This window comes from Psychrobacter sp. T6-6, from assembly GCF_052258185.1.
Taxonomy (GTDB): domain Bacteria; phylum Pseudomonadota; class Gammaproteobacteria; order Pseudomonadales; family Moraxellaceae; genus Psychrobacter.
In genome coordinates, this window is the sequence record NZ_JBQQEX010000002.1 from 241,107 (window position 1) to 254,509 (window position 13,403).

General features: G+C 44.2%; 13 protein-coding genes. 11 read left to right on the forward strand and 2 right to left on the reverse strand.

Going from position 1 to position 13,403, the window contains the following annotated elements; genetic code table 11:
* Positions 1-85 precede the first annotated feature (85 nt).
* Complete coding sequence (locus ACTXGL_RS04210) at positions 86-1,579, reverse strand: phosphohexomutase domain-containing protein (RefSeq protein WP_443525098.1); 1,494 nt, start codon at positions 1,577-1,579, stop codon at positions 86-88.
* Between the two features lie 244 nt (positions 1,580-1,823).
* On the opposite strand from ACTXGL_RS04210, the gene mazG reads away from it, so the two are divergent.
* From mazG to yjgA, 8 genes are all read left to right on the forward strand, one after another.
* Complete coding sequence (gene mazG / locus ACTXGL_RS04215; RefSeq protein ID WP_443525100.1) at positions 1,824-2,687, forward strand: nucleoside triphosphate pyrophosphohydrolase; 864 nt, start codon at positions 1,824-1,826, stop codon at positions 2,685-2,687.
* Positions 2,671-3,048, forward strand: coding sequence for a ComEA family DNA-binding protein (locus ACTXGL_RS04220; RefSeq protein WP_443525101.1), 378 nt, complete (start codon positions 2,671-2,673; stop codon positions 3,046-3,048). Before mazG ends, ACTXGL_RS04220 begins: the two co-directional genes overlap by 17 nt.
* A gap of 166 nt (positions 3,049-3,214) precedes the next feature.
* Positions 3,215-5,437: a polynucleotide adenylyltransferase PcnB gene (gene pcnB / locus ACTXGL_RS04225; RefSeq protein WP_443525103.1), complete on the forward strand. Its 2,223-nt coding sequence runs from the start codon at positions 3,215-3,217 to the stop codon at positions 5,435-5,437.
* A 32-nt stretch (positions 5,438-5,469) separates the two neighbouring features.
* Positions 5,470-6,048 carry a 2-amino-4-hydroxy-6-hydroxymethyldihydropteridine diphosphokinase gene (gene folK, locus ACTXGL_RS04230; RefSeq protein ID WP_443525105.1) on the forward strand — a complete coding sequence of 193 codons (579 nt, stop codon included), beginning with the start codon at positions 5,470-5,472 and terminating at the stop codon, positions 6,046-6,048.
* Positions 6,049-6,166: 118 nt separating this feature from the next.
* Positions 6,167-6,967: a 3-methyl-2-oxobutanoate hydroxymethyltransferase gene (gene panB, locus ACTXGL_RS04235; protein ID WP_443525106.1), complete on the forward strand. Its 801-nt coding sequence runs from the start codon at positions 6,167-6,169 to the stop codon at positions 6,965-6,967.
* A gap of 52 nt (positions 6,968-7,019) precedes the next feature.
* Positions 7,020-7,922, forward strand: coding sequence for a pantoate--beta-alanine ligase (gene panC, locus ACTXGL_RS04240; protein ID WP_443525108.1), 903 nt, complete (start codon positions 7,020-7,022; stop codon positions 7,920-7,922).
* Positions 7,923-7,990: 68 nt separating this feature from the next.
* Positions 7,991-8,956, forward strand: coding sequence for an RNase adapter RapZ (gene rapZ, locus ACTXGL_RS04245; RefSeq protein ID WP_443525110.1), 966 nt, complete (start codon positions 7,991-7,993; stop codon positions 8,954-8,956).
* Positions 8,957-9,005: 49 nt separating this feature from the next.
* The gene (gene yjgA, locus ACTXGL_RS04250; RefSeq protein ID WP_319050683.1) at positions 9,006-9,518 is read left to right on the forward strand and encodes a ribosome biogenesis factor YjgA; all 513 of its coding nucleotides are present in this window, start codon (positions 9,006-9,008) and stop codon (positions 9,516-9,518) included.
* 138 nt (positions 9,519-9,656) lie between these two features.
* Here yjgA and ACTXGL_RS04255 read toward each other — a convergent pair whose 3' ends face one another.
* The gene (locus ACTXGL_RS04255) at positions 9,657-10,277 is read right to left on the reverse strand and encodes a thiol:disulfide interchange protein DsbA/DsbL (protein ID WP_443525112.1); all 621 of its coding nucleotides are present in this window, start codon (positions 10,275-10,277) and stop codon (positions 9,657-9,659) included.
* 501 nt (positions 10,278-10,778) lie between these two features.
* Here ACTXGL_RS04255 and ubiG point away from each other — a divergent pair.
* From ubiG to ACTXGL_RS04270, 3 genes are all read left to right on the forward strand, one after another.
* The gene (ubiG, locus tag ACTXGL_RS04260; protein WP_443525113.1) at positions 10,779-11,612 is read left to right on the forward strand and encodes a bifunctional 2-polyprenyl-6-hydroxyphenol methylase/3-demethylubiquinol 3-O-methyltransferase UbiG; all 834 of its coding nucleotides are present in this window, start codon (positions 10,779-10,781) and stop codon (positions 11,610-11,612) included.
* Between the two features lie 68 nt (positions 11,613-11,680).
* Positions 11,681-12,391 carry an HAD family hydrolase gene (locus tag ACTXGL_RS04265; RefSeq protein WP_319050680.1) on the forward strand — a complete coding sequence of 237 codons (711 nt, stop codon included), beginning with the start codon at positions 11,681-11,683 and terminating at the stop codon, positions 12,389-12,391.
* A gap of 126 nt (positions 12,392-12,517) precedes the next feature.
* Positions 12,518-13,366, forward strand: coding sequence for a YciK family oxidoreductase (locus ACTXGL_RS04270; protein WP_443525114.1), 849 nt, complete (start codon positions 12,518-12,520; stop codon positions 13,364-13,366).
* Positions 13,367-13,403: the final 37 nt, after the last annotated feature.

Sequence of the window (13,403 nt, forward strand, 5' to 3'; positions counted from 1 at the left end):
TCACAATACATATTAATCAAAAAACGCTCACTAAATAGCATTAGTGAGCGTTTTTTGAATGTCTAATCAGCACTAAACGATGAGGCTATGCGGGCACAGCTCCTTGATCTGCTAGCCATTGCTGAATAGTTTGAGTTTTAGTGGTCAGCAGTTCTTTATCACCACGACTCTCGATATTCAATCTAATAAGTGGTTCGGTATTCGATGCACGTAAATTAAAGCGCCAGTCACCAAAGTTCAGACTTAAACCATCTAGAGTTGATTTGGTAGGATTATCCAAACTGAATTTTTCTTCAATGGCATCAATAATGGTTGGTGCCTCGAGGGTGGTTAGGCGAAAGTTTAATTCACCTGAGCTTGGGTAATTTTCAATATAACCTGTGACTAATTCTGATAAGGTCTTGCCAGTGACAGACAGAAGCTCAATCGTCAATAGCCACGGAATCATACCGCTATCGCAATAGAAAAAATCACGGAAATAGTGATGAGCAGACATCTCGCCACCATACACGGCACCCGAGCTGCGCATGACTTGCTTGATAAATGAGTGGCCAGATTTACTAATGACAGCCTTACCGTTGTGCTTTTCTATCACCGCTTCAGTATTATAAATGACACGTGGATCATAGACGATTGATTCGCTTTGTTCTTGATGTTTATTCAAAAACGCTTGGGCGAGCATGCCAACGACGTAGCTACCATCGATAAACTCACCTCGCTCATCAAATAAGAAGCAGCGATCAAAATCCCCATCAAAAGCAATACCAAGGTCGGCGTTGTTTTCTAAAACCGCTTGCTGAGTGGCTACTCTATTGGCTTCAATCATTGGATTAGGGATGCCATTAGGGAAGCTACCATCAGGGGTATGGTGCAGCTTAATCACTTCAATAGGTGCACCAGCTTGGGACAGTTGATCGATTAATAAATCGACCACGGGACCTGCGCTACCATTGCCTGAGTTGATCACCAGCTTGAGTGGCTTGAGCTTATCAACATCAATAAAAGTCATAACATGATCGATGTACGCGCTTTTATCGGTCAATAACTGCAATTTACCTGATTGGTTGTCTGTAGTGAATTGTCCCGATTCTGCCAATGCCTGAATCTCTGCCAATCCATCATCAGCACTGATTGGTTTTGAATGCTCTTTGACCAGTTTTAGGCCATTGTAGTTGATAGGGTTGTGGCTGGCAGTGACTTCGATACCGCCAAGCGTGTCGTAATGGCTGGTAGCAAAATACACTTCTTCAGTACCGCTCATACCCAAATCAATAACGTCGACACCGGCATCCATTATTCCTTGAATGGCGGCTTGTTTTAATTGTTCACTAGAATGACGAATATCGCTACCAATAGTGATAGCTGGCTTCAGAGCTGTCATATCATTATTCTGAGCCTTCACTGCTGCCTGATAACGCTGATACAAAATCTGTGCGAATGCTCGTCCGATACGATAGGCTATGTCTTCATCTAAACTGACGCCCAGCTCGCCGCGAATATCGTACGCTTTAAACGAATCAATAGTAATAGGAGTAAATTCCGTTGCAGGTTGATAGCTGGTGGCAGCAGAGGTTGACATAATGATAAAGTTCCTTGGGAATGAGCGGTGATAGAGTTAAAACGCGCGTAGCACGATTATAAATCAAGTTGTGTTCAATGATACACTAACTACTAAAGGTGTGAGGCGTGTGTCGAGAGGTAGGGTCAAAATATATGCCCATCAACCATTCAAATCAAATATACGCTACATTGAGTTATAAAATAATAAGCGACACGTTCTGTTAAGTAGATAATTAACCCATAAAATTATAAGAGTTACCATCATGAGTATTATGAATACTACTACCGAGCCGAAGCCGGCACAAGGAACACCAGCCCCTAGCGGATCGCTCGATGATCTTTTAGCGTTGATGGCACGATTAAGAGTAGACTGTCCATGGGACAAAAAGCAAACCAATCACAGCCTTATTCCTTATGCTATCGAAGAGGCTTATGAGCTAGGCGAAGCGGTACAAAGTGACGATGACGAAGATATCAAGGGCGAGCTTGGCGATGTGCTACTGCAGGTGGTTTTTCATTGTCAGATGTATGCGGAGCAAGGGCGCTTTGATATGAGCGATGTCATCAGTACTTTGCAAGAGAAGTTAGTTCGCCGTCATCCACATGTGTTTGAGGCTGAAACGCTCAAAGACGACGCTGCGGTAAAAGAGCGCTGGGATGAAATCAAGTTGGAAGAACAGCAAGCTCGCGAGGCACGTGGTAAATCAAAACGTCGTTTAGATCAGGTTAAGGCGGGTAGTGCTTTGATGCAGGCACAAGATGTACAAAAGCAAGCGTCAAAGTTAGGTTTTGATTGGGAAGGCATTGCAGGTGCGGTAGATAAGCTAGACGAAGAGATTGCTGAACTCAAGCATGAGCTAACAAATAAACCCACAGCTGAGGTCAAAGCCAATATCAGAGAGGTCGAAAAAGAATTAGGCGACTGCATGTTTGCGCTCGTCAATGTCGCACGTAAGCTAAACCTCGATGCAGAAGCAGCGACTTTAACCTGCGTGCACAAATTCAAATCTCGCTTTGGCTATATCGAAGAGCAATTGGCAGCGAGTGGCAAGCGTGTCGAGGACAGCGATATATCAGAGATGGATGCACTATGGGAAGCGGCGAAACAACATGAACGCTCAGCATAAAACGTCATTTACCAGAATGATTATGATAGCGGCCTTTAGTCTCGTATCGACTGTCGGTACAACTATTGAGGCTAATGCCTCTGAGCCCTGTTTTGATGATCCTAAACGCGCCTATGAGTATTTGATCGCAAAAGAGCAATCTGTGATACAAGCGCGTGAGCAAAAATTAATCAATATTAATAGAGCCAGTGAAGGTGAGCTGGTGTCATTAGATGGCATTGGCAGTAGTAAGGCGCAGGCTATTATTCTATATCGTGAGATGTTTGGTGGTTTTAGGACTGTTGACGAGTTAGAAAAAGTAAAAGGGATTGGGGCAAAAACAGTTGAGAAAAATCAAAAGCGTTTAAGCGTAGTGGATTAATAGCTGCGTTTTGCATTAATTAATCCTAATATTGACAAAATAGCATGTAAGTAAATGTCATAACACCCCCAGTACGTCCAAAATTTGTTAAACTAGCGGGTACATCCGCCTGATAAACGCTGTGTTATTCAGGGGTAGTTAAAGAATACCGGCGAGGAGTAGATGCATGGCCGAGCGTGCCGCCAAGCAGTTAGAACTGAACAAATCTGAATTACCCAATTCCATTACTGAAGTGATTGCCACATTGACCCGAGCTGGGTTTGATGCCTATATCGTCGGTGGTGGTGTGCGCGATACTTTATTGGGCTTGCGCCCGAAAGACTTTGACGCTGTTACTGATGCCAAACCACATGAGATCAAAGATGTCTTTGGTAAGCGTTGCCGTATTATCGGTCGTCGCTTTCAGTTAGCGCATGTATATTCAGGTCGCGAGTTGATTGAAGTGGCTACTTTTCGCGGTCCGCCAACCAGCGATGCCAATACCAATCGTGATGGTATGATCCTGCGTGACAATGTTTGGGGCGATATTCAACAAGATTTTTCTCGCCGTGATTTTTCTATCAATGCGCTCTATTATCAACCGCTCAAAGGCATCGTCCATGATTTTTGTGGTGCGCTGGAAGACATCGATAATAGAGTCATTCGCCTGTTAGGTAATGCGCCAGTGCGTATTGAAGAAGATCCTGTGCGCTTGCTCCGTGCCCTGCGTTTTAAGGCAAAATTAGGCTTTGAGTTTGATGACGCATTGGCTGAGCAATTCCATGATGGTAATTGGGCACTGCTTGAGCAGATATCACCGCATCGACTCTATGATGAAACGCAAAAAATGTTTACTGGTGGTTATCTAGTGCCACTGTTGCCGTTACTTTTTGAGTCAGGTGCCATTGATAGTCTTGTTATTTATCCACCAGCCGAGCCAAGCGCCTTGGTCAACCAAGTAGCGATCAATACTGATAAGCGTATCGCTGCTGGCAAAAGTATTAATCCAGCATTTTTCTATGCTGCGCTGCTGTGGGAAAACTATTTACATCAACTGGCAAAAGCCAAAAAGCGCAATATGCCGTTTGCGGAAGCACAAATGCATGCGGCTGGCAAAGTTATTGACCGTCAACGTATCAAGACAGCAATTCCAAAATTTGCTGAGCAGTTTATCCGTGATATTTGGATATTGCAGCCAAAACTTGCCGCTCCTCGTAGCAAACAAATTGTTCAGCTCTCTGAGCATCCACGCTTTCGTGCAGGTTTTGACTTTTTGTTATTGCGCGAACAGTGCGGTGATGCTGAGCACCCGCTATCAGAGTCGACCAATGATATGGGTGACTGGTGGCAGACATATCAGACATTGTCTGAGCGCGAGCAACAACAGGCGATTGATGAGTTTGACGAAAACATTCGCCGCGGTGCCTACAAAAAAGGACAACGTGGTCGCGGACGCAATCGTCAAAAGCCAGAAGCCAATACCATTGATAATGCATCATCTAATCAAAACAGCGCTAAACAAAGCAAAGCCAGTAATAGTGCTGGGCAGGGAAGGAATGATCAGACAATGGTAAACGATCCATCGAATATTCCAGCACGTCGTCGCCGCGCTACCAGCCAAGCTAAAACAGGTCGAAATGGTAGTAAGCATCACGATACGCAGCAGGTGAAACAAGATAGCAGCGAGCTTGCACAGCTACAGCAGTTATCGCTCAGTAGCAACGATCAATCAGCAAACAAACGCCATCAGACTAAACCTGCGCCACTGTTTGTAATAGAGCATGATAATGTCGTGCCGCCATTACGGAAGCAGCTATCAGATGATAAAGCGTCAAAGCGCAGTAAGGCGCCTGTAAACAAGCAAGAAGCTACGCAGAAGCGAGCATCTATTGATAGCGATGCACCGCAGCAAACAGCCAAAGCTGATCGTCAGAATAGGAATCAGCCTACTAAAACTGATCTGCCAGAGACTAATTCGACTAATTCGTCATCTAGTCAGGCAAGACCAACGCGCTCGATCGCAAGGTCACCTGCATTGGTAAGTATGAATAACGAGCCAATTCCGCATAAGCGTCGCCGCCGCGAGCCTACTGTTGACAGCATAGACAGTACTCAAGTACAAGCTGATGATAAGGCGCCAGCAACAGCAACAGCAAAGTATGCGAAAAAAGCACCTAAACAAGTCGCTCAATCGACTGGTAAAGCTGATGTCAAAGAAGCGACAAATACCGAAGCAAAGAAAGTCGCTACACCTGCAAGAGCTAAAAGACCAGCTAAAACGACTACTGATAAACCTGCTCAACCCAGTCAAATGGCGAGTGACCAACTCTCTGCTATCAAAGTGACTGAGAGTAAAGGCCCTGTACCATCAAAGCGTCGCCGTCGTCAGCCTAGTACCGATAACGCTTAATGTTCTCAGGATGATTTGTAAATGGTGGTAGGATGAGTAAAAGTAGTTTTGATAGTGGCAACGTATCGGGTAGCAACACATCTATATCGGCAACTAATAGCGTTGACGAGACCATTTGGTTCACTTGCTATGTGGGCTTAGGTAGCAATCTGACTAACGAGCTAGGATCACCTATAGAGCATTTGCAGCAAGCGCTTAAAAATATGCAGAATCATGAGAAGATACGTAAAGTGACGGTATCTTCTTTTTATGCATCAGTGCCAATGGGACCACAGGATCAGCCAGACTTTGTTAACGCAGTTGCTGGTTTTGAGACAATAATGAGTCCTTTCGATTTGCTTGGCTTTTGTCAGCAGTTAGAAATGTCGGCCAAGCGAGCACGTTTACGTCATTGGGGTGAACGCAGCCTGGATGTCGATATTTTGTTGTATGGAGATATACAAGTCGCTGAACCGCAGCTAACGATTCCACATGAAGGCCTAGGCGAGCGTAATTTTGTCCTGATACCATTACGAGAGTTGGCACCACATTTGACTATACTAGACAAACCAATAGGTGACTATTCACAAAGCTGCGATTGGACAGGCTTAAAGCTACTATCAGATGCTTGATATCAAATAAACCATAGTCAATGCTCAAAGTTATGCGATGAGAGCGTAATCAATTGCCAGCAAAATTACAGCTAGCGATATCAATAATTAAAGGTACTACAAGTTAATTGAGGGTCATATGACAACGTTATCTACTTTAAATAAATTTAAAAAAGACGGTACTAAGTTTACGTGTTTGACGTGCTATGACTCAATGTTTGCACGGATGATGGATAAGGCGCAGATCGATACGATTTTGATTGGTGATAGCTTAGGAATGGTCGTGCAAGGCCATGATTCAACAATACCTGTGACAACCAACGATATGGCTTATCATACCGCCAATATTGCCCGTAGCAACAAACATGCTCTGATACTGGCTGATCTACCGTTCATGAGCTATGCGACATTGCCAGAAGCCATTGCCAATAGTCGCCAACTGATGCAGGCAGGCGCGCATGTAATCAAAATTGAAGGCGGCAATGAGCTGTGTGAACTGGTCACTACCTTAGCACAAGCAGGGACACCAACTTGTGTACATCTCGGTTTGACGCCGCAATCAGTTAATGTCTTTGGGGGTTATAAAATCCAAGGTCGCGGTGATGAAGCGGCTGACAAATTACTCGCTGATGCTAAAGCGGTCGTTGATGCAGGTGCGGCGCTATTAGTGTTGGAATGTGTTCCAGCAGCACTGGCAAAGGCAGTCACAGAAGCGGTCGCGGTACCTGTTATCGGTATCGGAGCAGGCGCAGATACCGACGGTCAGGTACTCGTTATGCATGACATGCTTGGTATGGTACATGGGCGTGTGCCACGCTTTGTACATGATTTTCTGACCGATGAGCGCAATGATGCAAACAGCATCGAGGGTGCTTTTGCTTTGTATCAACAGTCAGTACGCGAAGGCAGCTTTCCAACTGAACAACATCAATTCGATTAATCTCGTTGACGCTTTTACATAACAGAACGCTTTAATAAAAGAAAAAATTACCATGTCTCCTATCATTCATCATCATATCTCGTCGTTACGTGAGGTTTTGCAGTCTTGCCGTGGTCAGCAGCATACCAAGGAAAAAGGTGTGCAGCGTATTGCTCTAGTACCAACGATGGGCAATCTGCATGACGGTCATCTTGAGCTGGTAAAAATTGCCAAGCAGCATGCGGATGTGGTTGTCGTGAGCATTTTTGTGAATCCTACTCAGTTTGGCGTGGGTGAAGATTTTGACAGTTATCCGCGTACGTTAGACGAAGACGTGGCTAAGCTTGCGACAGTGGGTACAGATTACGTGTTTGCCCCTAGTATCGAAGAGATGTATCCCGTATTGCCACCACCCACCAGCGTGTTGGCTGGTGAGATTGCCAATCAATTATGCGGTCAATCACGTCCCGGTCATTTTGATGGTGTGGGTATTGTGGTCTCCAAGCTATTCAATATTGTACAACCAGATATCGCCGTCTTTGGACAAAAAGATTACCAGCAGCTGGCTATCATTAAGCAGTTAGTGCGTGATTTGAGCTATCCCATCGAGATCATCGGCGCCCCTATTGTTCGTTCTGATGATGGGCTAGCACTGTCATCACGCAATCAGTACTTAAGCACATCTGAAAGAAATACGGCGCCTATATTGCATCAAGCATTACAAGATTTAGCCGAAAAATTAACAAATAGCAGGATTAGTCAGCAAGCGTTTGAAACATTGCTAGCAGACGCACGTAAGCGTATTAGCGACGCAGGTTTTGTGATTGACTATTTAGAAGTAAAAACTGAAGATCTAGACGCTATGACTAATGATTCAATAATCTTCAATGCAGAAAATAAAAACCTCGTTATTTTGGTCGCAGCTTGGTTAGGGCGTGCACGGTTATTGGACAATCAGTTAGTGGCTATTAATTAGTGATTATCAGTTAATGACAATGGGTTAGCTTTTTTATACCGTAATGTACTAGATGGGATGAATAGAGCATGGATACACGTCAGGATCAAAGCGATAATAATACAGCATCGACAACGCCTCAAGTATCAACCGATAAGCTCAGCATCTTGGTGGTATCAGGTCGTTCAGGATCGGGGAAAACCTCGGTGTTGAACATTCTAGAAGATCTGGGATATTATTCTATTGATAATCTACCCTTGTCATTGTTACCCAATGCGGCACACAAGCTGATTGGTGAGAGCGGTATCAATCGTATTGCCCTTGGGGTTGATATTCGCACGCCGCGCGCTGATCTGTCTAACTTTGCAGCAACACATGAGTTATTACGAAAAACTTATGGGGCGCAGGCAGTACAAGTCCTATATGTGACAGCGCAAGAGAGTACGCTAATTGCACGTTTTAATGCGACGCGCCGCGTCCATCCGCTAATGTCTCAAGATGTCGATAGCGACAACGCCAGACACATTGCATTTAATTTGCCTGCTGCACTCAAAAAAGAAGTAGAGCTGTTGGAGCCAATTTCTGCTCATGCAGATATCACCATCGATACCAGTAGTTTAAACATCCATCAGCTAAAAGACAGCTTGCGCGAACATGTTGGTGTGGACAATCAAATCGTCATTAATTTGCTATCTTTTGGTTTTAAATATGGCAGTCCCATTGATGCGGACTTTGTATTTGACGTTAGGATCTTACCCAATCCGCATTGGAATCCTAAGCTGCGCGCATCGACTGGTCTTGACGTTGAAGTGGATGCCTTTTTTAGCGACTATCCTGAAGTGACAGAGATGCTCAATGACATTGATAAGTTTTTGACGCGCTGGCTGCCCGAGTTCTTGCACAATAATCGTCATACGGTAACCGTTGCCATTGGCTGTACAGGCGGTAAACATCGTTCAGTATTTATTACTGATCACCTGCAGCGCCGCCTCACTGATACCATGCCACAAGGCGTCAAAGTATTGGCAAAGCACCGCGAAAAAAGCCGTTGGTAATCCATTTCGACCCTATTCATTTTATTACTTATTATTTTGGAACGCTTTTATGATCGACTGGAAAGAACAGGACATGCGCGTCTCGCGCACAGAACTCAAAAAAGCCCATGAGCGTTTACAGCAATTGTCTATACCGCTCGCAAGCTTATCAAAAAAGCAGCTAAAGACTCTACCTGCCAGTGATTACTTTATGGCTGAGCTCATGGCATTGGCTGACATTACCAGTGCTAATGCTCGCAACCGTCAGACTAAGCGCGTTGGCAAACTTATCAGTGAAGAAAACCGTCACGAACTTGTCAAAGCATTGTTTGATGCATTCTTTCCAAAAGAGCAAGTCTCTAAAATAGAAAGCTGGTACGATCGTTTAAATATCAATGATGAAGGAACGCTCAAGCAATTCGTCAAGCAATACAAAGCTTCTGAGCACAACAGTATGTATCAATTACTGCTATGGATTGAGTATGCCAAGCATATGCAAGACGATGAGCTACTGGCAGAATCGAAAGAAGATTTGGCAAGCTATATACGCGAAGTAGCGATTTTGTCGCAGTTGAAAAAATAGACACACATAATAATATCGATTATATTTTAGAGCATAAAAAAGCCAATCAATTATGATTGGCTTTTTTTTATCACCTAGTGATTCATATTGTATGTATCACTAGGTTCACTAGGTTGTTTCGATTTGCACTTGCTTCAATTATTTTTTCTCAGCACGCGCTTTATCGACTAAATATTCAACAACTTTAGGTACTTTAGCATCTTCACCAGTTACCACATATTTGCCTTGTACAACGACGGCTGGTACGCCAGACAGTTGATAACGTTTAGCACCTGCTTGTGAGCGACCAATTTTTGTACCCACTGCAAATGAGTTATAAAGACTGTTGAATTTCTTCTCGTTCACCCCTTTTGATGCATACCATTTGCTCAATGATGATTGATCAAACAGTTTTTTGCCGTCTTTATGGATGGCATCAAACAACGCAGCATGAGTTTTGTCTTCAAAGCCCAAAAGCTGAGCGGAGTAAAAACCACGTGCATTGGCTTCCCAAACAGGGTTGAGCGCTGCTGGTGTTCTAAAAAACACGACATCTTTGTCTTTGGTTTTTGCCCATTTTTCCATATGCGGATCAAGAACATTACAATGCGGGCAGCCATACCAGAAAAACTCACGAACAATGATAGCATCACCGCTGATGGTTTCTGGATTGTCTAGTACGCGATAATCTTTTCCAGCGACATAGTCCGCAGCTTGTGCGCCCATAGAAGCAAGCCCAATGGCCATCGCTAGACCAGTCAGTGTCATGACACGTTTCATACTTTATCCTTGAGGTGTAGGGATTTGGAGTTCGTTAAGAGGTTTATGCACTGGTGGCTTTCAAACGCATGATATTTGCAATATGCAGTTTTCACCGTGTTTGAATGATGCAGCGCCAAGTATAGTCGAACGATACAGCAGTATTAAGGTATCGACTATGATAACGCAAAATGCATACACTTGTGAATCGGATTCTTAACCGACAGTTGTAAAGCTGTTAGCTATTATTGAAGACATATTGCTTAGCGCTTTTCAGTCTTAGCTTGTTTGGCCTTGTCTCGCCAACACTTATCATGATCCTTGCTCCGTGATGATTACGAATAATGCGAACAAATAATGCCTGCGACAAGGTGATAACTCATAAAAAATGTGTATTTACCAAACCTATTCACAATCAGTGACGATGTACTTACGACAAATTCGCAGCTGCCATGCTAATATTGAACACATAATCGTGCACTGCATACGATAACAACTATAATAGTAATCAAGGACAATCCTATGAGCTCAGCCTTACCTGCTTCGTCATCTTCAAACGACGAAAACATAAATAATAAATCGGCTAATACTGTCAATGTAGATCCTAGCGAAGTCGAGAAATTCAATAATTTGGCAAGCGAATGGTGGAGCAATACAGGTGCCTTTGCCACTCTGCATGAGATCAATCCATTACGTTTGAACTGGATAGAAGAAAACATCAAACGTGGCTATCAGGGTGATACTAGTAATAATGGTACGCCTGCCAAAACAGCTGAACAAGGACTTGCTGGAAAAAAAGTACTTGATGTTGGCTGCGGCGGTGGCATATTGGCAGAGTCTATGGCACGTCGCAATGCTGATGTGACAGGAATCGACCTAGGTACCGAAAACTTGAAAGCGGCGGCGTTGCACGCAGAACAAAGTGGATTAGAAAGCACTTTACGCTACCAGCATATCCCAGTAGAAGCGCTGGCAAAGACGCATGCGGGTCAGTTCGATGTCGTAACCTGTATGGAAATGCTTGAGCACGTTCCTGATCCCAGCTCGATTGTGCAGGCTTGTTATGAGCTGCTAGCCCCTGGCGGTGTCTGTGTGCTGTCGACAATCAACCGAAACCCCAAGTCGTATCTGTTTGCTATCGTGGGGGCGGAGTACGTACTACGATTGCTTGATCGCGGTACCCATGACTATGCCAAGTTCATCACGCCAGCTGAATTAGACAAGATGGCAATAGACACGGGGTTTGTCCGTCAAGATATTATTGGCTTGCATTACAATCCATTGACTAAGCGTTATTGGCTTGCCCAAAACGTCGATGTTAATTATATGATGGCAGTCCAAAAGCCATTGGCTTGATACTGGCGTCAATTACCTCTATTCACTGTAATTCACTAAATACATGATCAATCTCAAGAGCATTCACTATGACCCAATTCGTAAAAGCTGTTTTATTCGACCTTGATGGGACGTTAATCGATACTGCTGCTGATTTTGTTCGTATCATTGGCAAAATGAGTTTGGAGAATAACTGGCAAGCGCCGCCTGAGGCAGCAATCCGTGAGCAAGTCTCGGCGGGTGCGTCAGCTATGGTGCAATTGATGCTCAGACACAATGATCAACTTGAGGTTAGCGATGACGCATTGCTTGATTTTCGTCAGCAGTTTTTAGACGACTATGAAGCAGATATTTGTGTGGACAGCTGTGTGTTTCATGAGCTCGAAGCGGTACTGACTGATTTGGAAGAAAAAGGTGTTCCATGGGGAATTGTCACTAACAAGCCCCGTTATCTGGCAGAAAAGCTATTAAGCGAAATGCAACTAGATGATCGCTGTGCCGCTCTGGTATGCCCTGATGATGTGTCCCGATCAAAGCCTGATCCAGAGCCGATGTATATGGCATTAGAGAAGCTAGGGATTCCTCGCGGCGCAGCTGGTTGTGTCCTATACGTCGGTGACCATATACGTGATATAGAAGCAGGCAATGCGGCTGGTATGCCAACGATTTTGGCCGCTTATGGTTATATTCCGCCTGAAGATCAGAAGTCTTTGAAAAAGTGGGGTGCTGATTATATTGCTGATACCCCTGAGCAATTAAACAAACTGCTGTTGTCTTCTGGCAAATTTGATTATTTATAAATTTTTAGTTTTTAGTTTTTAGTTTTTAGTTTTATAGCTATCAGCTATTGGTATATTTCAGTCTATAAAGACAAGCACATATTTTAACGATTCCATGATAATAAATGATAAGTAGTGAGCAACGCTATGAGTGACCATATTGACCAGCCAGCCAATCAACAAAACAGTCAGCAAGACAACCAAAAAACCGTCCACAGTCGTCTCCAGCCTTTGACTCATGATGATATTCGTAGTTTTGTGCCACTTAGCAATTGCCTAGATGGTAAGACTATCTTGGTGACTGGCGCAGGTGATGGTATCGGCCGTGTTGCCGCTTTGACCTATGCTCGTTATGGTGCCACAGTCCTATTGCTAGGACGGACCAGTAGCAAGCTTGAATATGTCTATGATGAGATCGAAAGTCTGGGTGGTAAGCAGCCTGCAATGTTGCCTATGAATCTAGAAGGGGCGACTTATGCTGAGATGCAGCAGTTAGAAGGATTGATCGACAAAGAAGTGGGTCAGCTGGATGGCATATTGCATAATGCTGGTGTGCTTGGGCAACTGACCCCGCTTGAGATGTACGACGTCGATACGTTTGCTGAAGTGATGAAGGTTAACTTTACGGCGACCTTTATGCTCACCCAAGCCCTGCTTCCCTTATTGAAAGATGCTGATCACGGCTCTATCGTCTTTACCTCTAGTACAGTAGGTACGCATCCTCGCGCATTTTGGGGCGCTTATGCGCTCTCAAAACAAGCAGTAGAGGGTATGAGCGATATATTTACGCAGGAGACGCAAAACACCACAAACTTACGTTTTAATTGCGTGAATCCTGGCGGTACGCGCACTAATATGCGTGCTCATGCTTATCCAGGTGAAAACCCTATGAGTTTAAAAACACCTGAGGATATTATGGCAGGTTATGTCTGTCTGATGAGTGACGACAGCATTGGCGTGCGCGGGCAAGTTGTTGAGCTACAGCCTAAAAACTAACAGCGAAATATTTTAATTAATATTGCCGAGTTATATT

Bases quoted from the DNA above. Each gene is read 5' to 3' on its own strand.
- yjgA (WP_319050683.1), top strand. From the start codon at position 9,006: ATGATCGACTGGAAAGAACAGGACATGCGCGTCTCGCGCACAGAACTC.
- ACTXGL_RS04210 (WP_443525098.1), bottom strand. From the start codon at position 1,579: ATGTCAACCTCTGCTGCCACCAGCTATCAACCTGCAACGGAATTTACT.
- ACTXGL_RS04255 (WP_443525112.1), bottom strand. From the start codon at position 10,277: ATGAAACGTGTCATGACACTGACTGGTCTAGCGATGGCCATTGGGCTT.
- panB (WP_443525106.1), top strand. From the start codon at position 6,167: ATGACAACGTTATCTACTTTAAATAAATTTAAAAAAGACGGTACTAAG.
- ACTXGL_RS04270 (WP_443525114.1), top strand. From the start codon at position 12,518: ATGAGTGACCATATTGACCAGCCAGCCAATCAACAAAACAGTCAGCAA.
- mazG (WP_443525100.1), top strand. From the start codon at position 1,824: ATGAGTATTATGAATACTACTACCGAGCCGAAGCCGGCACAAGGAACA.
- folK (WP_443525105.1), top strand. From the start codon at position 5,470: ATGAGTAAAAGTAGTTTTGATAGTGGCAACGTATCGGGTAGCAACACA.
- pcnB (WP_443525103.1), top strand. From the start codon at position 3,215: ATGGCCGAGCGTGCCGCCAAGCAGTTAGAACTGAACAAATCTGAATTA.
- panC (WP_443525108.1), top strand. From the start codon at position 7,020: ATGTCTCCTATCATTCATCATCATATCTCGTCGTTACGTGAGGTTTTG.
- rapZ (WP_443525110.1), top strand. From the start codon at position 7,991: ATGGATACACGTCAGGATCAAAGCGATAATAATACAGCATCGACAACG.
- ACTXGL_RS04220 (WP_443525101.1), top strand. From the start codon at position 2,671: ATGAACGCTCAGCATAAAACGTCATTTACCAGAATGATTATGATAGCG.
- ubiG (WP_443525113.1), top strand. From the start codon at position 10,779: ATGAGCTCAGCCTTACCTGCTTCGTCATCTTCAAACGACGAAAACATA.
- ACTXGL_RS04265 (WP_319050680.1), top strand. From the start codon at position 11,681: ATGACCCAATTCGTAAAAGCTGTTTTATTCGACCTTGATGGGACGTTA.